This window comes from Pseudomonas piscis, from assembly GCF_009380155.1.
GTDB lineage: Bacteria > Pseudomonadota > Gammaproteobacteria > Pseudomonadales > Pseudomonadaceae > Aquipseudomonas > Aquipseudomonas piscis.
Window position 1 is genome coordinate 1,454,124 of record NZ_WHUV01000001.1, and the last position, 22,401, is coordinate 1,476,524.

General features: G+C 57.7%; 16 protein-coding genes. 9 read left to right on the forward strand and 7 right to left on the reverse strand.

Annotation, left to right across the window (positions count from 1 at the left end; translation table 11 throughout):
• The first annotated feature begins 1 nt into the window (after position 1).
• The 9 genes from sdhA to GDH07_RS06975 all read left to right on the forward strand — a co-directional run bounded on the left by sdhA (position 2) and on the right by GDH07_RS06975 (position 13,067).
• Positions 2-1,774, forward strand: a complete 1,773-nt coding sequence (sdhA, locus tag GDH07_RS06935) for a succinate dehydrogenase flavoprotein subunit (protein ID WP_022643103.1) — start codon at positions 2-4, stop codon at positions 1,772-1,774.
• 11 nt (positions 1,775-1,785) lie between these two features.
• A complete protein-coding gene (locus tag GDH07_RS06940) occupies positions 1,786-2,490 on the forward strand; it encodes a succinate dehydrogenase iron-sulfur subunit (RefSeq protein WP_022643104.1) in 705 nt (234 codons plus the stop codon).
• A 262-nt stretch (positions 2,491-2,752) separates the two neighbouring features.
• On the forward strand, positions 2,753-5,584 hold the full coding sequence (locus GDH07_RS06945) for a 2-oxoglutarate dehydrogenase E1 component (RefSeq protein WP_031321213.1): 2,832 nt from the start codon (positions 2,753-2,755) through the stop codon (positions 5,582-5,584).
• A gap of 42 nt (positions 5,585-5,626) precedes the next feature.
• The gene (gene odhB / locus GDH07_RS06950; protein WP_152896998.1) at positions 5,627-6,847 is read left to right on the forward strand and encodes a 2-oxoglutarate dehydrogenase complex dihydrolipoyllysine-residue succinyltransferase; all 1,221 of its coding nucleotides are present in this window, start codon (positions 5,627-5,629) and stop codon (positions 6,845-6,847) included.
• Between the two features lie 101 nt (positions 6,848-6,948).
• On the forward strand, positions 6,949-8,385 hold the full coding sequence (gene lpdA / locus GDH07_RS06955) for a dihydrolipoyl dehydrogenase (RefSeq protein ID WP_053135009.1): 1,437 nt from the start codon (positions 6,949-6,951) through the stop codon (positions 8,383-8,385).
• A gap of 229 nt (positions 8,386-8,614) precedes the next feature.
• A complete protein-coding gene (sucC, locus tag GDH07_RS06960) occupies positions 8,615-9,781 on the forward strand; it encodes an ADP-forming succinate--CoA ligase subunit beta (RefSeq protein WP_022643107.1) in 1,167 nt (388 codons plus the stop codon).
• Positions 9,781-10,662 carry a succinate--CoA ligase subunit alpha gene (sucD, locus tag GDH07_RS06965; RefSeq protein WP_022643108.1) on the forward strand — a complete coding sequence of 294 codons (882 nt, stop codon included), beginning with the start codon at positions 9,781-9,783 and terminating at the stop codon, positions 10,660-10,662. The genes sucC and sucD overlap by 1 nt, the downstream gene beginning before the upstream one ends.
• Positions 10,663-11,014: 352 nt before the next feature.
• Positions 11,015-12,328 carry a branched-chain amino acid transport system II carrier protein gene (gene brnQ / locus GDH07_RS06970; protein ID WP_031321214.1) on the forward strand — a complete coding sequence of 438 codons (1,314 nt, stop codon included), beginning with the start codon at positions 11,015-11,017 and terminating at the stop codon, positions 12,326-12,328.
• A gap of 106 nt (positions 12,329-12,434) precedes the next feature.
• Entirely contained in the window at positions 12,435-13,067 is a 633-nt protein-coding gene (locus GDH07_RS06975; protein WP_152896999.1) for a TetR/AcrR family transcriptional regulator, read from the forward strand.
• Positions 13,068-13,118: 51 nt separating this feature from the next.
• On the opposite strand, the gene GDH07_RS06980 is transcribed toward GDH07_RS06975, so the two are convergent.
• From GDH07_RS06980 to GDH07_RS07010, 7 genes are all read right to left on the reverse strand, one after another.
• A complete protein-coding gene (locus GDH07_RS06980) occupies positions 13,119-13,949 on the reverse strand; it encodes a class I SAM-dependent methyltransferase (RefSeq protein ID WP_152897000.1) in 831 nt (276 codons plus the stop codon).
• A 77-nt stretch (positions 13,950-14,026) separates the two neighbouring features.
• Positions 14,027-14,668, reverse strand: a complete 642-nt coding sequence (maiA, locus tag GDH07_RS06985) for a maleylacetoacetate isomerase (protein WP_152897001.1) — start codon at positions 14,666-14,668, stop codon at positions 14,027-14,029.
• A complete protein-coding gene (locus GDH07_RS06990; protein ID WP_152897002.1) occupies positions 14,665-16,563 on the reverse strand; it encodes an FAD/NAD(P)-binding protein in 1,899 nt (632 codons plus the stop codon). The genes maiA and GDH07_RS06990 overlap by 4 nt, the downstream gene beginning before the upstream one ends.
• Positions 16,564-16,606: 43 nt before the next feature.
• The gene (locus tag GDH07_RS06995; RefSeq protein WP_152897003.1) at positions 16,607-17,461 is read right to left on the reverse strand and encodes an N-acyl homoserine lactonase family protein; all 855 of its coding nucleotides are present in this window, start codon (positions 17,459-17,461) and stop codon (positions 16,607-16,609) included.
• Positions 17,458-18,831 (reverse strand): KamA family radical SAM protein, encoded by a 1,374-nt coding sequence (locus tag GDH07_RS07000; RefSeq protein WP_152897004.1) that lies wholly within the window; start codon positions 18,829-18,831, stop codon positions 17,458-17,460. Before GDH07_RS07000 ends, GDH07_RS06995 begins: the two co-directional genes overlap by 4 nt.
• Positions 18,832-18,910: 79 nt before the next feature.
• Entirely contained in the window at positions 18,911-20,764 is a 1,854-nt protein-coding gene (asnB, locus tag GDH07_RS07005; RefSeq protein ID WP_152897005.1) for an asparagine synthase (glutamine-hydrolyzing), read from the reverse strand.
• Positions 20,765-20,878: 114 nt separating this feature from the next.
• Positions 20,879-22,393: an MFS transporter gene (locus tag GDH07_RS07010; RefSeq protein ID WP_343038187.1), complete on the reverse strand. Its 1,515-nt coding sequence runs from the start codon at positions 22,391-22,393 to the stop codon at positions 20,879-20,881.
• Between the last annotated feature and the right edge of the window lie 8 nt (positions 22,394-22,401).

The following is a 22,401-nucleotide window of genomic DNA, read 5'->3' on the forward strand; positions in this document are numbered from 1 at the left end:
CATGGCTAACATTCCAACCATTTCTTTCGACGCCATCATCATTGGCGGCGGTGGCGCCGGCATGCGTGCCGCACTGCAGTTGGCCCAGGGCGGTCACAAGACTGCTGTAGTCACCAAGGTCTTCCCGACCCGCTCGCACACTGTATCCGCCCAGGGTGGCATCACCTGCGCCATCGCTTCGGCCGACCCGAACGATGACTGGCGCTGGCACATGTACGATACCGTCAAGGGTTCCGACTACATCGGTGACCAGGACGCTATCGAATACATGTGTCAGGAAGGCCCGGCCGCGGTCTTCGAGCTGGATCACATGGGCCTGCCGTTCTCCCGTACCGAAACTGGTCGTATCTACCAGCGTCCGTTCGGCGGCCAGTCCAAGGACTTCGGTAAAGGTGGCCAGGCCGCCCGTACCTGTGCCGCTTCCGACCGTACCGGTCACGCGCTGCTGCACACCCTGTACCAGGGCAACCTGAAGGCCGGCACCACTTTCCTCAACGAGTACTACGCAGTTGACCTGGTGAAGAACCAGGATGGCGCGTTCGTTGGTGTGATCGCGATCTGCATCGAAACCGGCGAAACCCTGTACATCAAGTCCAAGGCCACCGTTCTGGCCACTGGCGGTGCGGGTCGTATCTACGCCTCGACCACCAACGCCCTGATCAACACCGGCGACGGCGTGGGCATGGCCCTGCGTGCCGGCGTTCCGGTGCAGGACATCGAGATGTGGCAGTTCCACCCGACCGGTATCGCCGGCGCTGGTGTTCTGGTTACCGAGGGTTGCCGCGGCGAAGGTGGCTACCTGATCAACAAGCACGGCGAGCGCTTCATGGAGCGTTATGCTCCGAACGCCAAGGACCTGGCTGGCCGCGACGTAGTGGCACGCTCCATGGTCAAGGAAATCATCGCTGGCAACGGTTGTGGTCCTAACGGCGACCACGTGATGCTCAAGCTGGACCACCTGGGCGAGGAAGTGCTGCACAGCCGCCTGCCAGGTATCTGCGAGCTGTCCAAGACCTTCGCCCACGTCGACCCTGTAGTCGCTCCGGTTCCGGTCGTGCCTACCTGCCACTACATGATGGGCGGCGTTGCCACCAACATCCATGGCCAGGCCATCACCCAGAACGCCGCTGGCGAAGACACCATCATCCCTGGCCTGTTCGCAGTGGGTGAAGTGGCTTGCGTATCGGTACACGGTGCCAACCGCCTGGGCGGCAACTCGCTGCTGGATCTGGTGGTATTTGGTCGTGCGGCTGGCCTGCACCTGGAGAAAGCGCTGACCGACGGTATCGAATACCGCGATGCCAGCGATACCGATGTGGACGTTGCCCTGAGCCGCCTGGCCAAGCTCAACGAGCGTACCACCGGCGAAGACGTCGCCAGCCTGCGTCGCGAACTGCAGAGCTGCATGCAGAACTACTTCGGTGTATTCCGTACCGGCGAATACATGCAGAAGGGTATTGCCCAGTTGGCCGACCTGCGTGAGCGCATCGCCAACGTCAAGATCAACGACAAATCCATGGCGTTCAATACTGCCCGTATCGAAGCTCTGGAACTGCAAAACCTGCTGGAAGTGGCTGAAGCCACCGCCATCGCCGCTGAAGTGCGTAAAGAGTCCCGCGGAGCTCACGCCCGTGAAGACTACGAAGATCGCGACGATGAAAACTGGCTGTGCCACACCCTGTACTTCCCGGGTGAGAAGCGCGTTGCCAAGCGTGGTGTTAACTTCTCGCCGAAAACCGTACCGGCTTTCGAGCCTAAAGTCCGGACTTACTAAGGGTGGCAGTCATGTTGCAAGTCGAAGTTTATCGTTACAACCCTGACACCGACTCTGCCCCGAAAACCCAGGTTTTCCAGGTCGATACCGGTGGCAAGGACCTGATGGTGCTGGACGTGCTGGCGCTGATCAAGGAGCAGGACGAGGGTTTCTCCTACCGTCGCTCCTGCCGTGAAGGCGTTTGCGGTTCCGACGGCATGAACATCAACGGCAAGAACGGCCTGGCGTGCATCACGCCGCTGTCCGCCGTGGTCAAGAAGAACAAGCTGGTCATCCGCCCTCTGCCAGGCCTGCCGGTTATCCGTGACCTGGTCGTCGATATGAGCATCTTCTACAAGCAATACGAGAAGGTGAAGCCATTCCTGCAGAACGATACTCCGGCTCCGGCCATCGAGCGTCTGCAGTCGCCGGAAGAACGTGAGAAGCTCGACGGTCTGTACGAGTGCATCCTGTGCGCCTGCTGCTCGACCTCTTGCCCATCCTTCTGGTGGAACCCGGACAAGTTCCTGGGTCCAGCCGCTCTGCTGCAAGCCTATCGCTTCCTGGCAGACAGCCGCGACACCAAGACTTCCGAGCGCCTGGCTTCGCTGGATGACCCGTTCAGCGTATTCCGCTGCCGTGGCATCATGAACTGCGTCAACGTTTGTCCGAAAGGCCTGAACCCGACTAAGGCCATCGGTCACATTCGTAACATGCTGCTGCAGAGCGGCGTGTGATTCAGCTGTTGTACCCGTAGGACCGCTGTACCGTAAAAGCCGAGGCGCGGGCTTCAACCCGCGTCCTGGCTCTAACCTGAGCAGCAGCTCACGAAGTGGCTGCTCTATATTTTGAAGAAATGAGACAAGCAGGGGCATCCGGGCTGGTACCCGGACTATCAGCGTGATCCTAAGTGGCTTGTTTTGGTCGCTGCATTCGGACTTCTGCAAGCTTGCTCGGTGTCGTCGCCGGTGGTGTTCCCCTAACCGAGGGTGACCAAGCATGCAAGAAAGCGTGATGCAGCGCATGTGGAACAGCGCCTACCTATCCGGTAGCAACGCTGCATATGTGGAAGAGCTCTACGAGCTCTACCTGCACGACCCTAACGCTGTGCCAGAAGAGTGGCGCACTTACTTTGATAAGTTGCCTACCGACGGCAACACTGCCATCGATGTTTCGCACTCGACGATCCGCGATCATTTCGTCTTGCTGGCAAAGAACCAGCGCCGCGCCCAACCGGTTTCCGCCGGGAGCGTGAGCAGTGAGCACGAGAAGAAGCAAGTTGAAGTGCTGCGATTGATCCAGGCCTATCGGATGCGTGGCCACCAGGCATCCCAGCTGGACCCGCTGGGACTGTGGCAGCGTCCTGCACCTGCAGACCTGTCGATCAATCATTACGGCTTGACCAATGCCGATCTTGATACGACCTTCCGTGCCGGCGACCTGTTCATCGGCAAAGAGGAAGCGAGCCTACGCGAAATTCACGAAGCGTTGCAGCAGACATATTGCCGCACCATCGGCGCTGAATTTACGCACATCACCGATTCCGAGCAGCGCCACTGGTTCCAGCAACGTCTGGAAAGCGTACGTGGCCGCCCAGCCTATTCGGCTGATATCAAGAGCCACCTGCTCGAGCGCGTAACCGCGGCGGAAGGCCTGGAGAAGTACCTGGGCACCAAATACCCGGGCACCAAGCGCTTCGGCCTGGAAGGCGGCGAAAGCCTGATCCCGATGCTCGACGAGCTGATCCAGCGCTCCGGCTCCTACGGCACCAAGGAAGTCGTGATCGGCATGGCCCACCGTGGCCGCCTGAACGTGCTGGTCAACACCTTCGGCAAGAACCCGCGCGAGCTGTTCGACGAGTTCGAAGGCAAGAAGAAGGTCGAGTTGGGTTCCGGTGACGTGAAGTATCACCAGGGCTTCTCCTCCAACGTGATGACTTCCGGTGGCGAAGTGCACCTGGCCATGGCCTTCAACCCATCCCACCTGGAAATCGTTTCCCCGGTGGTCGAGGGTTCGGTACGTGCCCGTCAGGACCGCCGCAACGATTCGAGCGGCGACAAGGTCCTGCCGATCTCCATCCACGGTGACGCGGCATTCGCCGGTCAGGGCGTGGTCCTGGAAACTTTCCAGATGTCGCAGACCCGCGGTTTCAAGACCGGCGGTACCGTGCATATCGTGGTCAACAACCAGGTTGGTTTCACCATCAGCAACCCGCTGGATTCGCGTTCCACCGAGTACGCCACCGACGTTGCGAAGATGATCCAGGCGCCGATCCTCCATGTGAATGGCGATGATCCGGAAGCCGTGCTGTTTGTCACCCAGCTGGCCATCGACTACCGCATGCAGTTCAAGCGTGACGTGGTCATCGACCTGGTCTGCTACCGCCGCCGTGGCCACAACGAGGCCGACGAGCCAAGCGGCACCCAGCCGCTGATGTACCAGCAGATCACCAAGCAGCGCACCACTCGCGAGCTGTATGCCGAGCGCTTGACCCAGGGCGGCGTGCTCGATGCCGAGCGCGTCCAGGCCAAGGTCGACGAGTATCGCAATGCGCTGGACAACGGCCTGCATGTGGTCAAGAGCCTGGTCAAGGAACCGAACAAGGAATTGTTCGTGGACTGGCGTCCATACCTGGGCCACACCTGGACCGCGCGTCATGACACTCGCTTCGACCTGAAGACCCTGCAGGAACTGTCCGCCAAGCTGCTGGAAGTGCCTGATAGCTTCGTGGTCCAGCGTCAGGTCTCGAAGATCTACGAAGATCGCCAGAAGATGCAAGCCGGTGGCCTGCCGATCAACTGGGGTTATGCCGAGACTATGGCCTACGCCACCCTGTTGTTCGAAGGCCACCCGATCCGCATGACCGGCCAGGACATCGGCCGCGGTACGTTCTCGCACCGCCATGCGGTCCTGCACAACCAGAAAGATGCCAGCACCTACGTGCCGCTCAAGCATCTGTTCGAAGGTCAGCCGCGTTTCGACCTGTACGACTCGTTCCTGTCGGAAGAGGCCGTGCTGGCGTTCGAATACGGCTACTCGACCACCACGCCGAATGCGCTGGTGATCTGGGAAGCCCAGTTCGGCGACTTCGCCAACGGTGCCCAGGTGGTGATCGACCAGTTCATCACCAGTGGCGAGCACAAGTGGGGTCGCCTGTGCGGCCTGACCATGCTGCTGCCGCATGGCTATGAAGGGCAAGGTCCAGAGCACTCTTCGGCACGCCTCGAGCGTTACCTGCAGTTGTGCGCCGAGCACAACATCCAGGTGTGCATGCCGACCACGCCGGCACAGATCTACCATTTGCTGCGCCGTCAGGTGATCCGTCCGCTGCGCAAGCCGCTGGTGGTCCTGACTCCGAAGTCGCTGCTGCGCCACAAGCTGGCCATCTCGACCCTGGAAGATCTGGCTGAAGGTTCGTTCCAGACCGTTATCCCGGAAATCGATGCTCTGGATCCGAAGAAGGTCGAGCGCGTGGTTCTGTGCAGCGGCAAGGTCTACTACGACCTGCTGGAAAAACGCCGTGCCGAAGGCCGCGAAGATATCGCCATCGTGCGTATCGAGCAGCTGTACCCATTCCCTGAGGACGACTTGAAAGAAGTCCTGGCTCCCTACACCAATGCCAAAGCGGCCGTCTGGTGCCAGGAAGAGCCGATGAACCAGGGCGCCTGGTACTGCAGCCAGCACCACCTGCGTCGCAGCATCAGCAACCTCAACAAGTCTCTCGTACTCGAGTACGCGGGCCGTGAGGCTTCTGCTGCTCCAGCATGTGGTTACGCATCGATGCACGCTGAGCAGCAGGAAAAACTGCTGCAAGACGCGTTTACCGTTTAACGCCTTCGCGCACCTGAAACCGAATTTAAGGAACCACAGATAATGGCTATCGAGATCAAAGCCCCCACTTTCCCGGAATCGGTTGCCGATGGCACCGTTGCCACCTGGCACAAGCAACCGGGCGACGCCGTCAAGCGTGACGAGCTGATCGTCGACATCGAGACCGACAAAGTCGTACTGGAAGTGCTGGCTACCGCCGACGGCGTGCTGGGCGCTATCGTCAAGAACGAAGGCGACACCGTTCTGTCCGACGAAGTCCTGGGCTCCATCGTCGAGGGTGCTGCTGCCGCAGCTCCAGCCGCAGCAGCTGCTCCTGCCGCCGCTGCCGCTGCCCCGGCTGCTGCCGAAGGCGAAGACGATCCAATCGCCGCACCTGCTGCGCGCAAGCTGGCTGAAGAAAACGGCATCAACATCGCTTCCGTTGCCGGCACCGGCAAGGGCGGTCGTGTGACCAAGGAAGACGTGGTGGCTGCCATCGCCGCCAAGAAAGCCGCTCCGGCTGCCGCGCCTGCCAAGGCTCCGGCTCCGGCCGCTGCTGCTCCGGTCTTCGCTGCCGGCGATCGCGTCGAGAAGCGCGTGCCTATGACCCGCCTGCGTGCCAAGGTTGCCGAGCGTCTGGTCGAAGCCCAGTCGAACATGGCGATGCTGACCACCTTCAACGAAGTCGACATGACCGAAGTCATGGCCCTGCGTTCGAAGTACAAGGACCTGTTCGAGAAGACCCATAACGGCGTGCGCCTGGGCTTCATGTCCTTCTTCGTGAAAGCTGCCACCGAAGCCCTGAAACGCTTCCCGGCGGTCAACGCGTCGATCGACGGTGCGGACATCGTCTACCACGGTTACTCGGACATCGGCGTCGCCGTTTCCAGCGATCGTGGCCTGGTGGTACCGGTGCTGCGCAACGCCGAGCTGATGAGCCTGGCCGAGATCGAGAACGGCATCGCCACCTTCGGCAAGAAGGCTCGCGACGGCAAGCTGTCGATGGAAGAGATGACTGGCGGTACTTTCACCATCACCAACGGTGGTACCTTCGGTTCGATGATGTCGACCCCGATCGTCAACCCGCCGCAAGCGGCCATCCTGGGCATGCACAACATCATCCAGCGTCCTATGGCGATCAACGGCCAAGTGGTCATTCGCCCGATGATGTACCTGGCACTGTCCTACGATCACCGCCTGATCGACGGTAAAGAAGCCGTGTCGTTCCTGGTGACCATCAAGAACCTGCTGGAAGATCCGGCGCGTCTGCTCCTGGACATCTAAAAAGCAGTTGCAGGCTGCAAGCGCCAAGCCACTAGCCCCTTGGGCGGTGGTTTGGAACTTGTGGCTTGCAGCTTCTAGCTTGCCGTTAAAAGGAACCTTTTATGACTCAGAAATTCGACGTGGTAGTGATTGGTGCGGGCCCAGGCGGTTACGTTGCCGCCATCAAGGCCGCACAGCTTGGTCTGACGACTGCCTGCATCGAGAAGTACACCGACAAGGAGGGCAAGCTGGCCCTCGGCGGTACTTGCCTGAACGTCGGTTGCATTCCTTCCAAGGCTCTGCTGGACAGTTCCTGGAAATTCCACGAAGCCCAGGACGGCTTTGCCATCCACGGTATCAGCCACTCCGGCGTGAGCATGGACGTACCGGCCATGGTCGGTCGCAAGGCCAACATCGTCAAAGGCCTGACCAGCGGTGTCGCCACCCTGTTCAAGGCCAACGGCGTCACTTCGATCCAGGGCCACGGCAAGCTGCTGGCCGGCAAGAAAGTCGAAGTCACCAAGCCTGACGGTTCGGTCGAAGTGATCGAAGCCGAAAACGTGATCCTGGCTCCAGGTTCGCGTCCGATCGACATTCCGCCGGCTCCGGTCGACCAGAACGTGATCGTGGACTCCACCGGCGCCCTGGAATTCCAGGCAGTGCCCAAGCGTCTGGGCGTGATCGGCGCTGGCGTCATCGGTCTGGAACTGGGTTCGGTCTGGTCGCGCCTGGGCGCGCAAGTGACCGTCCTGGAAGCCCTGGACACCTTCCTGATGGCCGCTGATACCGCGGTTTCCAAGGAAGCGCTGAAGACCCTGACCAAGCAAGGCCTGGACATCAAGCTGGGCGCTCGCGTGACCGGCTCCAAGGTCAATGGCGAAGAAGTCGCGGTGACCTACACCGACGCCAATGGTGAGCAGAACATCACCTTCGACAAGCTGATCGTTGCCGTTGGTCGTCGTCCGGTGACCACTGATCTGCTGGCTGCCGACTGCGGCGTGACCCTGGACGAGCGCGGTTTCGTGCACGTTGACGATCACTGCGCCACCACCGTACCGGGCGTGTACGCCATCGGTGACGTGGTTCGCGGCATGATGCTGGCGCACAAGGCCTCGGAAGAGGGCATCATGGTTGCCGAGCGCATCAAGGGCCACAAGGCTCAGATGAACTACGACCTGATCCCGTCGGTTATCTATACTCACCCGGAAATCGCGTGGGTCGGTAAAACCGAGCAGGCCTTGAAAGCTGAAGGCGTAGAAGTTAACGTCGGCACCTTCCCGTTTGCCGCCAGCGGCCGTGCCATGGCAGCCAACGACACCGGCGGTTTCGTCAAGGTCATCGCCGATGCCAAGACTGATCGCGTATTGGGCGTCCACGTGATTGGCCCAAGCGCTGCGGAACTGGTTCAGCAAGGTGCGATCGGTATGGAATTCGGCACCAGCGCCGAAGACCTGGGCATGATGGTTTTCTCCCATCCGACCCTGTCCGAAGCCCTGCACGAAGCAGCCCTGGCTGTGAATGGCACCGCCATCCACATTGCCAACCGCAAGAAACGCTAAGCAATAATAAGAAACCACGGCGGTTGGCCCGTCGTGAGCCTTGCGCGCAAGACTCACCGCGGAATATCCGCTGGACTCGACCTCTCAGGGTAGCGCCACACACTGGACCGGGGCCCAGGCTCCGGAACCCAGGTGTGGCGCTGGTTTGAGAGTAGCGGTCACAGGTGGTGCGGCACTCATCTGGAGTGCAGCGCCGAATGCGCAGTACCTAACGAAGACGGTAAAAAGCATGAATCTTCACGAGTATCAGGGTAAGCAGCTGTTCGCTGAATACGGCCTGCCAGTATCCAAAGGCTACGCGGTAGACACCCCGGAAGAAGCAGCAGAAGCTTGCGACAAGATTGGCGGCTCCGAGTGGGTTGTCAAAGCCCAGGTTCACGCCGGTGGTCGCGGTAAAGCGGGCGGCGTCAAGCTGGTTCGCAACAAGGAAGACGCCAAGGCATTCGCACAGCAGTGGCTGGGCAAGCGTCTGGTGACCTATCAGACTGACGCCAATGGCCAGCCTGTCACCAAGATCCTGGTTGAATCGTGCACTGATATCGCTAAAGAGCTGTACCTGGGCGCTGTCGTTGACCGTTCCAGCCGTCGTATCGTGTTCATGGCTTCCACCGAAGGTGGCGTGGACATCGAGAAGATCGCTCACGACACTCCAGAAAAAATTCTCAAGGCCACTATCGATCCACTGGTTGGCGCTCAGCCATTCCAGGGTCGCGAGCTGGCATTCCAACTGGGCCTGGAAGGCAAGCAAGTTGCCCAGTTCGCCAAGATCTTCGTAGGTCTGGCCAAACTGTTCCAGGATCACGATCTGGCCCTGCTGGAAGTGAACCCACTGGTAATCAAGGCCGACGGCGATCTGCACTGCCTGGACGCGAAGATCAACATCGACGCCAACGCCATGTACCGCCAGCCTAAGCTGAAGACCTTCCACGATCCGTCCCAGGACGATCCGCGCGAAGCTCACGCTGCCAAGTTCGAACTGAACTACGTAGCCCTGGACGGCAACATCGGTTGCATGGTCAACGGTGCTGGCCTGGCCATGGGTACCATGGACATCGTCAACCTGCACGGCGGCAAGCCAGCCAACTTCCTCGACGTAGGTGGTGGTGCTACCAAAGAGCGCGTGACCGAAGCCTTCAAGATCATCCTGTCCGACGCCAACGTCGCTGCAGTACTGGTCAACATCTTCGGCGGCATCGTTCGCTGCGACATGATTGCCGAAGGCATCATCGGCGCCGTGAAAGAAGTCGGCGTGAAAATCCCGGTTGTTGTTCGCCTCGAAGGCAACAACGCTGAACTGGGCGCTAAAGTACTGGCAGAAAGCGGTCTGAACATCATCGCTGCTACCAGCCTGACCGACGCTGCTCAACAAGTTGTCAAAGCTGCGGAGGGCAAATAATGAGCGTCCTGATCAATAAAGACACCAAGGTTATCTGCCAAGGTATCACCGGTTCGCAGGGTAGCTTCCACACTCAGCAAGCCATCGAATACGGCACCCAGATGGTGGGTGGCGTAACTCCAGGCAAAGGCGGCACCGAGCACCTGGGCCTGCCAGTGTTCAACACCGTCAAAGACGCTGTAGCTGCCACTGGCGCCACCGCCAGCGTGATCTACGTTCCAGCTCCTTTCTGCAAGGACTCGATCCTGGAAGCGGCTTTCGGCGGCATCAAGCTGATCGTCTGCATCACCGAAGGCATTCCTACCCTGGACATGCTGGACGCTAAAGTTAAGTGCGACGAGCTGGGCGTGACCCTGATCGGCCCTAACTGCCCAGGCGTGATCACTCCGGGCGAATGCAAGATCGGCATCATGCCAGGTCACATTCACTTGCCAGGCAAAGTCGGTATCGTTTCCCGTTCCGGCACCCTGACCTATGAAGCCGTCAAGCAGACCACTGACGCCGGTTTCGGCCAGTCCACCTGCGTCGGCATCGGTGGTGACCCGATCCCAGGCTCCAACTTCATCGACATCCTGAAGCTGTTCCAGGAAGACCCGAAGACCGAGGCGATCGTGATGATCGGCGAGATCGGCGGTTCGGCTGAAGAAGAAGCAGCTGCCTACATCAAGGCCAACGTGACCAAGCCGGTTGTTTCCTACATCGCTGGTGTGACTGCTCCTCCGGGTAAGCGCATGGGCCACGCAGGTGCAATCATCTCCGGCGGCAAAGGTACTGCGGATGAGAAGTTCGCTGCCCTGCAAGACGCTGGCGTGAAAACCGTGCGTTCGCTGGCAGACATCGGCAAGGCCCTGGCCGAGCTGACTGGCTGGACTGTCAAGTAAGCCCCGCGCTTAGCTTGCAGCCCTGCTGACAAAGGCCACCTTCGGGTGGCCTTTGTCCTTTCTGCGAGCCGCAAGCAGCCCAGGTCCAGAGCTGGAGCGAGGAGGGGATTAATACCCGCGGAAATATAGTTTCAAAAAAGCGACATTTGACATGTCGCATATAAGAAAATTCGCACCGTGGCGGTGCGTTCGTCTTACAGATTCGTTACGCTAGCCGCCTCTTTGATGTGTCTGCTACCCACAAGGCTGCGGCACGCTAAACGGGTCAGTCTTATACGGATTGACAGCATTTCCCTCACCCCAAAGGGAAATCCCTCTCTAAATTCCGATTCAGTAGTGTGGTATTTCCTTAATGAAAGTGTTGAAAGGCCAGGACATCCTGGCGCTCGGATTCATGACCTTTGCCCTCTTCGTCGGGGCAGGCAACATCATCTTCCCGCCTATCGTCGGCTTGCAGTCCGGACCCCATGTCTGGATGGCGGCGCTGGGCTTTCTGATCACCGCGGTCGGCCTGCCAGTGATCACCGTGGTGGCCCTGGCCAAGGTCGGTGGCGCCATGGACTCCCTGAGCAGCCCCATCGGCAAGGTTGCCGGCGGCCTGTTGGCTGCAGTGAGCTACCTGGCAGTGGGCCCGCTGTTCGCCACCCCGCGCACGGCCACCGTATCCTTTGAAGTAGGCTTGGCCCCGCTGACTGGCGAAAGCCCGCTGGCGCTGGCGCTCTACAGCACCGCCTACTTCCTGCTGGTGTTCTTCATCTCCCTGTACCCTGGCCGCCTGCTGGATACCGTCGGGCGTTTCCTGGCTCCGCTGAAGATCATCGCCCTGGCGGTCCTGGGCATCGCAGCCTTCGCCCTGCCGGCTGGTGACATCGGCCAGGCCACTCCGGAATACGTGGCGGCGCCGTTCTCCCAAGGTTTCATCAATGGCTACCTGACCATGGATACCCTGGGCGCGCTGGTGTTCGGCATCGTCATCGTCAACGCCATCCGTTCCCGTGGGGTGGAGTCGCCGCAGTTGATCACCCGTTACGCGGTGATCGCCGGCCTGGTCGCCGGTGTCGGCCTGGCGCTGGTCTACGTCAGCCTGTTCCGCCTGGGCTCCGGTAGCCATGAAGTGGCTGTCGGTGCGACCAACGGCGCGGCAGTGCTGCATGCCTACGTGCAGCACACCTTCGGCTCCCTGGGCAGTGGTTTCCTCGCGGTACTGATCTCACTGGCTTGCCTGGTGACCGCCGTAGGCCTGACTTGCGCCTGTGCGGAGTATTTCAGCCGGGTCTTGCCGCTGTCCTACAAGACCCTGGTAGTGATCCTCGCGGGCTTCTCGCTGGTGGTGTCGAACCTGGGCCTGACCAAGCTGATCGCGTTCTCGATCCCTGTGCTGACCGCCATCTATCCACCATGCATCGTCCTGGTGGCCCTGAGCTTCTGCAAGGACTTCTGGCAGGATCAGCGCCGCATCGTTGGTCCGGTGATGCTGGTATCGTTCATCTTCGGCCTGATCGATGCGATCAAGGGCACCGCGTTTGCCGGTCTCATCCCCAGCCAGCTGTCCCACCTGCCACTCAGCGAGCAGGGCCTGGCCTGGCTGGTGCCTTCGGTGATCGTCCTGGCCCTGGCCGTGGTCTGCGATCGCCTGTTGGGCAAGCCCAGCGAGGCTTTGGCCTGAGTCTTCGCCTGGCGATGGTTTGTCGATAGGTAAATGTGCTCCGTGTCGGATGCGATACGGGGCATTTTTTTGCCTTCCTGTGGCTCAGTCGATGTATTATTGCTGCATGTCTAATACTGATCCCTCCAAAAAGAACGCCACTGCTCCGGTGCGCGGACGCCCTCGAGAGTTTGATGTTGGTGCTATTTCCGAGGTTGTGGCCAATGTTTTTTGGGCGCGCGGGTATCGTGGCACCTCATTGGACGAGATTTGCAAAGCGACGGGCTTGATGCGTGGCAGCCTGTATGGTGCATTTGGCGATAAGCATGGGATGTTGCTGGCGGCCATCGAACATTACAGTGATGGTTCTATTGCGCAGTTGGCTGCTCGACTCAACTCCAGCGAGTCGGCTGATTGCTCACTACGCGCAGCGCTCATGCACTACACTCGTTCTGCTTCTGCCCTGGAAGGCTTGGACGGCTGCTTCATCGTCAACACTACTTTGGAAATGATGCCGGAAGATACGCAGTTATACTCGCGGATAGAGTCGTTCATAAGCCGAACCTTGACCTTGTTGACTGCTGCTGTCATTCGTGGTCAAGCTGAAGGGGTTTTCAATTCAGCCCTGGATGAAAAAGCGGTGGGTGACTTTCTGCTCTGCATGATTCAGGGGCTGCGTGTCTTCGGTAAGGTGGTGCACGACGAGGCCCGCTTGACGGCTATTGTCGATATGTCCATGACGACCATTATGAAGCAATGACCACGCCGGTTGGTGTGATCATCGCTGCAGTATCAGGCTCGACTCAACTTATCAGATCTTCTTGAATACGTACTGGTAGACGCTGCTCGATACTTTCAACTCTCCGTCTTGCAGGCAGTACTTCTTAATCAGTTCATGGGCGGTGTCCTTGAGGGAGTCATCGCCGATTTGCTGAGCGATATTCTTGTAGCGCAACGTGCGTGTGTAGAAGTTCAGTACGGCTTCTTCGTCCGGGAAGACCATGGTGCCATCGAACCAGGGTTTTTTGACGAGCGTCAGGGATGCTGGGGCGAATCTCATGATGTTGGCATCGCAGAAGCTATTGGTGCCCGGGCCGATTAAGGCTGGACCGTCGAATGGAAAACCCAATTTGACTAGGGCATGGTCCTGTAGCCGATTCAGCTCGTTCATCCAATCGAAGTCGGCTGTCAGCAGAGAGATATGCCCACCCGGTTTTACCAGTGTGGCAAGTTTTTCGAATGCGACCTTGATGTCTGGTACGTGATGCAGGACAAGATTGGCCAGGATCAGGTCAAAGCTCTCCTTTTCGAATGGAGCTTCTTCGATGGACGATTGAATGAAACGATGGTTGCCTGGCAGGGCTTCCACTCGTTCACGGGTCGCCCGCACCATTTCGGGGGAGATATCGATGGCCGTGATGTTGACATTCTTAGAGCGTGCGACCGCATCGCTGAATCGACCTAGGCCGGCACCTGCATCCAGTACTTCGGTGAACTTCAGCTCTTTGAGCTGTTCGGCATACCACTGGCTGATTGGGTGTTTGGCCAGTGTTTCCCAAGACTCGGATCGCTGCTTGTAGTCTTCTGTCGTTGCGTAGTGTGCTTCCAGGTGCTTGCGATCAAAGTATGTATTGAGACCCATCTTCCACTCTCCTTGCTGGTTATATTTGTAGATAAAGCGTGGTGTAGCCAGGTGTTGCAAAAATGATCAGGCAGACGTCAGGAAGTCCCTTCATGCAGGCTTTCTGGGTGAGCTCGGGCAAATGCGGGCTCAGCTAGACTGTTTTCGACGACTCTGAGCAGATTCGGCCATGGAGTGAGCTTCAACTCCAGGCGTTGGGCTGCGTAAGCCTGTGGAATCAGAGCAATGTCGGCGAGCGTCGGTTGGTTGCCATGGGCGAATCGACCAGGCGGACCGTTGAGCAGCCATGTCTCAACGGCAGTGAAGCTCTCTCGAAGCCAGTGGTGCTGCCACTCCCGGACACTTTGTTCATCCGCATCTAGTTGCGTGCGTAGGTAGATTCCTGCGCGCATGCTGGTGACATGATGAGTATCTGCCGCAATCAGCTGATACAGCGCTCTGACTCGTGCCCTTCCTTGGTGATCTGCTGGTAACAGCGGCGCATTCGGGTAGACCTCGTCCAGATACTCAATAATTGCCTGCGATTGCGTTAGTACCACTCCGTCTGTTTCCAGGGCTGGGACCAGCCCTTGAGGGTTAAGGTGCAGGTAATCAGGCAAGCGATGTTCACCCCGGGTGAGGTCATGTTCTATTGATACATACTCAAGCGCCTTGAGATTCAGGGCGATACGAACCCGGTAGGTTGCTGATGAGCGACGGAAACCATGTAGCTTGATCAAGACCTTCCCCCTGAGCGCAGGGTGGTAGGTATGTTGGAGTCATCATTGGCCGATGCCTGGATGGCAAGTACTTGGCGTTCGCTGATTGACTCCCACAATCCCTGGACGCAACGTTGTGCATCAAGGGTTTGGCGTGAGGCTATTGCGGGTCGAGGCAGTGCGTGAGTATAGAAATGGGCGCCTTCGACGGGATATCCGATGGCCCACAGGCGTTTTTCTGGTTTGCCATGCCGATTTACGGGATGCAGGTTTTCATCTATGTCGATGCCTCCTGGATGATACTCGCCGTTGCGATAGGGCTGAATCAGTCCGTGAGTCATGAGGTTTTTGGTTAGTTCGGATCCGTCGCTCAAGGGGGAATAAGTGTCCAGTCGCGCGATCACCAGCACGTCGGCATGGCGTTGTTCGGTATATTCGGCGTACTGGGTGTCGATCCGGAATCTGGCGCAGTCATGATCCATGAGCACTTGTGCCCCAGGACCTCCAGCAATGTCGATCAATCCCGCTTCGCGCAATGCCAGGTACTCGAAGGCGCGCCGTCTGGGAGGGCCGAAGGAGACGCGGTTCGTTATAGGATTGAAATGCTCCACGAAGTACTTGTGGGAAGAGGGCGTAAGGCCGCTGTATTCGATAGCCGTGCGCAAGGCTTCGCGAGTATCTCTGAGCACGTCGGTGGCTGCTTTTACCGGGCTATCGGTGTTGCCCTTCAGGGCTTGTTCAAGATCTTCGCGAACCAGCGATTCAAAAAAGAGCCCGAAATCTTCCTGGCTCGCGAACGATTGACCATTTAGCGGCCATAGGATCGCGTTGATCGCTGCCAGCTCTTGCGAGGTGGGGTTGAATCCCTCAGTAGCGACCGGTTGGCCTGTTGCGGCTATTCGATAGGCATAGGCCATTTCCTTGATTACCAGTGGCAGCACGTCAAGGCGAAAGTCCAGTTGTGGATTGCCAGTGCTGGACAGCACCTCTTCGCGTCGGCTCGACATGGCGGCTGGGGTAAAGAACTGGCCGATATGCTTGCCAGTCAGGCCTTTCTGGTTGATTCCCCGTGCGGCAAATGGCAAGCAGTTGCGCGAAAATAGTAGTAAGGCGGGTTCTTCGCCGGATGCAACGTACTTGAGTCCCCCTTCGTGTTCGATGTATCGCCCACCTCGTCCAAGGGTCAGAGATGAAATCACATCGTGTGCTGTCAAGCCGAAGCCCTGGATAGCGACGGTTGCAAGAGCAGGGATACGATCCAGGCATTGTGCGGGATAAGGGGTGGGAAAGTAGTCCAGGTATCGGTTTTTGACGACTTGCTGTTTAGCAAACGCCGAAAACTCCAGGTCCTGATCAGTTGGCTGACGATTGCCGTGTCCTGTGGTGATTACGGCGTAGTCCACCGTACAGGTTTCACCTTCTTTCAGGATCACATCGTAGCCCCGCTCCCTGGGGATCAAATCGATAACGTGATGCGGCCTCGCCACAAGTGTGATGTTTGAAGGCATCTGCCGGGCAAGATGGTTGTAGAACCATGACAGATACTCGCCCAGCAGGCTGCGTGGTAGATGATCTGCATCGGTAATGGGCTCGCCAGCATCGGCGTGCGCCCGGCAGTACAGTGCTCCTATCCGGCGATAGCCTTGCTGACGCGCCCACTCTACGAGAGACAGTTCCTGTTCTGCTCCAGCGATGCTCAATGGAGCGAACATCGTGACCTGAGACGACACGGTATTGATCAACAGGTGATCGGGTTGCAGTGAGTCATGAGCCCCCTCGCCGAGGGGGCGGGGGTCGAACATCTCAACCTGTAGCCGTACCCCTGTCGGTAACGTTGAGGCATTTTCCAGCATCCTTTCCAGCACAGTCAGGCCTCTTGGCCCCATGCCTATGATCGCTACTTTCACTGGCTGCATTATTCGAACCTCCAGGTTCGGTGGCCGGCTGCTATGAGCCCGCTCATTCATTTACCCAGGGAGCCGCCCCAAGTGCAGGGGTGGAAGCGGGGTGTTCGTGCAGGGCGACGATGTCCGGTTCATTCCGCCAGGCTGGAAACTTCAGGCGTACTGCCGGGTCGTGGCCAGGAATGATGTGGTTTGGTCCTTCGGCCAAATCCTCGATGCGCTGATGACCTTCGAGCATGTCGGCCACGTTGAGCACGATCGGGAATGGGCGACGTGAGCGCAGGTTGTCCCAGTAATGCGCAGCATCGCTGGCCAGCACGATGAAACCGCGAGCAGTGTGGACCCGGACCACTTGCAGGCCGGCAGTGTGCCCCCCCAGCAAGTGCACGCTGATGCCGGGGGCGATGTTTTTCTCCCCGTTGGCGAATACCATCCGCCCGGCATAGAGGCGCTCGATGGCAGAAGCCACATCGCGAGCTTCGAAGGGTTTTCGCAAGGGGGCGTGACACATGCATCGACCTGTGCAATAGGCCATCTCTGCTTCTTGTATATGCAGTCGGGCGTTGGCAAATGCGTCGATGTTCCCGGCGTGATCGTAGTGCATGTGCGTGATGATGATGTCTTGTACCGCGCTGGCTTCGATATCCAGCCGTTCCAGCAACTGAACTGGGGAGTGCAGGTAGTTGCGTTTACGACGCATGGCCATTTCAGCGCTGAATCCGGTATCCACCAGGATTGTGCGTTGTTCGTTGCGGATGACCCATACGTAGAAATCCAGCGGCATGGAAATATCATCGTGTGGGTCATCACCCAGGTAGTTTTCTGCGCTACGGCGTTCGCCATGGGTGGCGTAGCGCAATGCGAAGACTTCGTACCGGGGAAGGTTGGTATCAGCTGACGGGTGATTCATTCCGTGACTTCCAGCAGGAGTTGGTCTTCATCGATCAACTCCACCGGTATCACGGCGTCGTTGGCGGCAATCTGTTGTTCGAAGAAAAAGCGCTTCTCTCCAAAGGCCGGCACCAGTTCATCGAGCCAGGTGGCTTTGGAGTCGAACTTGGCGAAGAAGGGGCGACGAACCCAGAGGGGATTACGAGCCTGCAGGAACTGCAGGACGAAGACCTTTTCCCCGGCGATTTCGGTGATTCCGTCAATCATGACCTTGCCAGGAAAGGCGCTCATGGACGGTCCTCTCACCGTTCGGGCCAAGCCAGAGATGGTGCGATAAGCCTGGGTGAAAATTTCATAAGCACGCGCCAATGGCAGGTTGAAGTACTCACTGGGGCCCGTATCGCGCTCAACGAACATGTAGTAGGGAATCGCTCCTAACTGCACGCCAGTTTTCCATAGTTCAGCCCAGTCCTTAGGAGACTCGTTCACATGGCGAATCAGCGGGGCCTGGATACGCAGGGTTGCGCCGGTGGCGAGGATGTTGCGTACCGCAGTCTGTGCAATTGGATGCTTTATCTCGCGTGGATGATTGTAGTGCCCCATGATTGCCAGGTTTCGGCCGGAAGCGATGACACTTTTGAATACCCCCAGCAGGTCCTGGGAGTCCTTGTCGCTAATGAACCGCTGTGGCCAATAGGCCACTGACTTGGTACCAATGCGAATGTTCTGGATATGGGCCAGTTCCTCGACCAGCAACGGCTCGATGTAAGCCTTCAAGGCTCGCGCGCTCATGATCAGAGGGTCGCCACCTGTGATCAGGATATCGGTGACCTCGGGGTGTTGCTTCAGATACTCGACCAGCATCTCGGAGCTGCGGGCATTGAATTTCAGATCATCCATGCCGACAAACTGTGGCCAGCGGAAACAGAAGGTACAGTAGGCGTGGCAGGTCTGCCCGGCACTGGGGAAGAACAGTACGGTTTCCTGGTACTTGTGCTGGATCCCGGGCACGGGTTTGCCATGCAGACGAGGCACGTTGTGAGTCATTTGGCCGGCGGGGTGTGGGTTCATCCTCTGGCGAATGGTGTTGACCTGCGCATCTATATCCGCTTGTGGTGCACCGGCTGCGAGCAAATCGCGCAGCGCTGTGTATTCATGCTCGCGTAGCATGTTGCGATGAGGAAAGGTCAGTCGGTAGATGGGGTCATCGGGGATGTTGTCCCAATCGATCAGCTCGTCGAGTACGTAGTTATTGACTCGAAATGGCATGACCAGGGAGACGACCTCAATGACTTCTTTCTGATCTGCTGAGAAGTGTGCCCATTGCGGTGCGTTGCGAATGGTCTGTCGGGTGTAAGGTTTGAATGCCCACACTTGGTTGTCGTCCATGAACCCTCTCCTGAAGGGGAAATCGAAACTGAGTCCCGGTACAAATCGATGTCCGGGGAAGGCGATCCTGTCTTTGGTATCAAATGTCCAAAGTGACGTCGTACTCGTCCAGCCAGGTGTTTAGGCCAATGGCCATTTCCATGCCGATTCGGTTCTGGCGTGGAGACGATGTACCGATTTCCGTGTTCAGTACCTGTTGGATAAGCTTGGTATCTAGCAGCGGTTTGGCAGGTGAGTGCGGATCGTCGAGGATTTGCTTCATGGAAGCCCTCAGTTGTTTCTCGTAGGCGGGGTCCTGGGTCGCGGGGTAGGGGTTTTTGACGCGGTCAAGAATTGAGGTGGGTAGCAGGTCCTTCGCGGCGGCACGAAGAATGCTTTTTTCCCGACCGTCGAAGGCCTTCATTTCCCATGGAATATTGAAGGCATAGTCAATAAGTCGGTGATCGCAGAAGGGCACCCGAACCTCCAGGCCCACCGCCATGCTCATGCGGTCTTTACGGTCCAGCATGATCTGCATGCAGCGTGTCAGGTGCACATAGGTTTCCTGGCGCATACGCTGATTTATGGCACTTTCACCTGGCAGAACGGGAACTTCACTGATCGCCTGGGCGTAGCTGTCTTTAAGAAAGGTCTGTATGTCGAGTTTCTTGACCAGATCGGGAGCGAGCAGGGCCTTGCCGTCGAAGTACTTACCTGTTGCCGAAGTCATCCAGCCGAAGAAGTTTTCTGAGATGGCTTGTGGATCGTGGAACCAGCGATATCCGCCAAACAATTCGTCGGCAGCCTCTCCCGACAGGGCAACGGTGGAGTGCTTGCGTACTTCCTCGAAGAGCCGGTAAAGCGAAGGCCACATGTCGCCCCAGAATGCTGGTGGTAGGTCCAGTGCGCGGACTACCTTGGCATGGAGTTGCGGGTCGGCCATCAACGCGCTCTCGAGAATGACCTCTTCATGAGTAGAGTGGATCTGCTCCACCAAGGCTTTGACAAAAGGGGCGTCGGGGGTGAGGTTGAAGTTGTTGGCGACAAAGTCTTGTCCATGTTCGCGAAATTCGAGGGAAAAAGAACGAATGTTGCCTTTTCCACTTTGTAGCAGCTTCTTCGATGCGAGCGCAGTGATGATCGAAGAGTCCAGTCCACCGGACAACAGGCTGCACAGAGGAACATCAGCGACGACCTGACGACCGACGATGTCTTCCAGCAGGTCGCGCGTGTGGCTGATCGTCTGGTCAAGGTCGTGCTCGTGCTCGCGAGCCTCCAATTGCCAATAGCGGCGAGCGGTGAGCCCCTCCTGGGTTACTCGTATCCATTCACCGGGCAATACTTCACGCATGCCTTCAAAGATTGCATGTCCTGGTGTTTTGACCATTTCCAGAATCTCACGCAGGCCATCGGCTTTGACTCTGCGTGGTACATGCGGGTTGGCAAGCAGTGCTTTGGGTTCAGAACCGAATATCACACCATCACGGGTTGGGTAGTAAAACAGTGGTTTGACGCCTGCACGGTCACGAACCAGTAACAACTGTTGGGTGTGGATATTCCAGATAGCGAAGGCATAGATGCCGTTAAGATGCTCGACAAAAGCTTCACCCCATTCAAGATAGGCTGTCAGTACCACCTCGGTGTCGCTAAGCGTCAGGAAGCGGTGACCGCGCGACCGGAGCTCCGCACGCAACTCCTGGAAGTTGTAGACTTCGCCGCTGTAGGTGATGACTGCTGCTTCTTGCCCTCGCTTATCCTTGGCAAGCATTGGTTGGCGTCCACCTTCTAGATCAATGACCGAGAGGCGGCGGTGGCCGAAACCAACGGGCCCGCTGATCCAGAGGCCTTCAGCATCAGGACCGCGTAGCGCCATAGTGTTGGTCATGTCTTGCAGAACATGGCGTTGAAGACTCAAATCTTGGCCGTACGAAACCCAGCCTGTGATTCCACACATACTTTGCTCCCTAGTTTATTTTTGTTTTGCTTTTATTGTTTTAGCAGGCGCACTTAAAGCGTGCCTCCGCCCGTGGGGGAGGCATTTATTATTTTAATGATTAATTGTGAAGGTTTATTGATTGGTTGCCAGATAACGCTTCGATTGCGGTGCGAATATTACAAGGCTGAGAGTTGCCAGCAGCCAAACGCCAATTCCTCCATACAACATCAATACACCGAAGCCGTAACTGAGAGAGTCATGAATGGCTGCCGATGATACTACGGCGTTGGAAACGGTATTACCGGAAGAAATGGACTCGGCCAGTGTATGCAGTTGTGCATCGTCGATGTTACCGGCAAGGCTTTGCTTCAATTGCATATAGACGGCTTGAGCGAGAATAAGCCCCATCAGTGCAATGTTGATCGCCAGAGAAATCATTCGGGCGCTCATGTCTATGCCTGATGCCATGCCTGCACGACTGCTATCTACCGAACCAGTCGTTGTATTGGTAACCGGAGTGTTGGTGATACCCAGGCCAATACCTGCTATGAGACAGCCGGGAAGCATGGTTAACCAGCTGGCATGCTCCATGCTGCTGCCGTACTTCATCAACATGAAGCCCAGGCCTATGGTAAAGAGCCCGCAAGGGATGATGACGCCAGGACGGTAGCGCAGGGCCAGTCGTTCACCGACAGGTGGAAACACCAGGGTCGGCAAGGTGTAGGCGAGCAGTGCCAGGCCGGCGGTAATAGGGTCGTACCCCAGTCCGCTCTGAAAATAAATGGGCAGATAGATCATGAACGGCCAGAAGCTGAAGTTCATGCCGATCGATCCCAGTAGGGCGCCTGAGAAGTTGCGGATTTTGAATACCGAGAAATCGAACATCGGGTGGGAGTGTTTTTTTTCCGCGTAAAGAAACACCACGAAACTGGCGACTGTCGCGGCCAGAATGCTGAGCGCTTGTGTGCTGCCAAAACCAAGGTCTGGTCCCTGGGTGATGTAGTAGGCCAGGCCGAAAACTGTCAGTGACAAGGTTACGATGCCCAGACTGTCCAGTTTGCGTGCTTGTGGGTCGCGCGACTCCTCAACACCTGCAAAAACCAGAAAAAGGGTCACCACAGCAATCAGCACATGAACCAAGAACACCCACTGCCAACTGGAAACGGCTACGATCAGGCCTCCAATGATCGGGCCGAAGCCCAGGCCCATGCCGAACACGATTCCCCAGGCGCCAAAGGCTTTGCTTCGTTCGCGTCCTTCCTGGAACTGATGTGACAGGATGGCGACCTGCGCGATCAACATGGCACCGCCGGCCAGCCCCTGAAGAAATCGGCTGGCTATCAGCACTGATACATTCTGTGCTAGGCCGCAGATTAGAGAGGTAATGCCAAAGGCTACGATGCTGATGATGAAAACACGGCGGCGACCAAATCGATCAGCTAGGGTTCCAGTGGCCATCATGATGGTTGTGCAGGCAATGGTATAGGCGTTCATGATCCATTGCATTTGTTTGAAGTCAGCCTGCAATACTGTTTCCAGTCCGGGCAGGATAACCGGCACGCTTGATATCTCCAGGCCGAACATTAATGAGGCGAGGCAAATTGCTGCCAATGCAATTCTATTCTTTGAACTGTGAGAAAGAGGCACAGATAAGC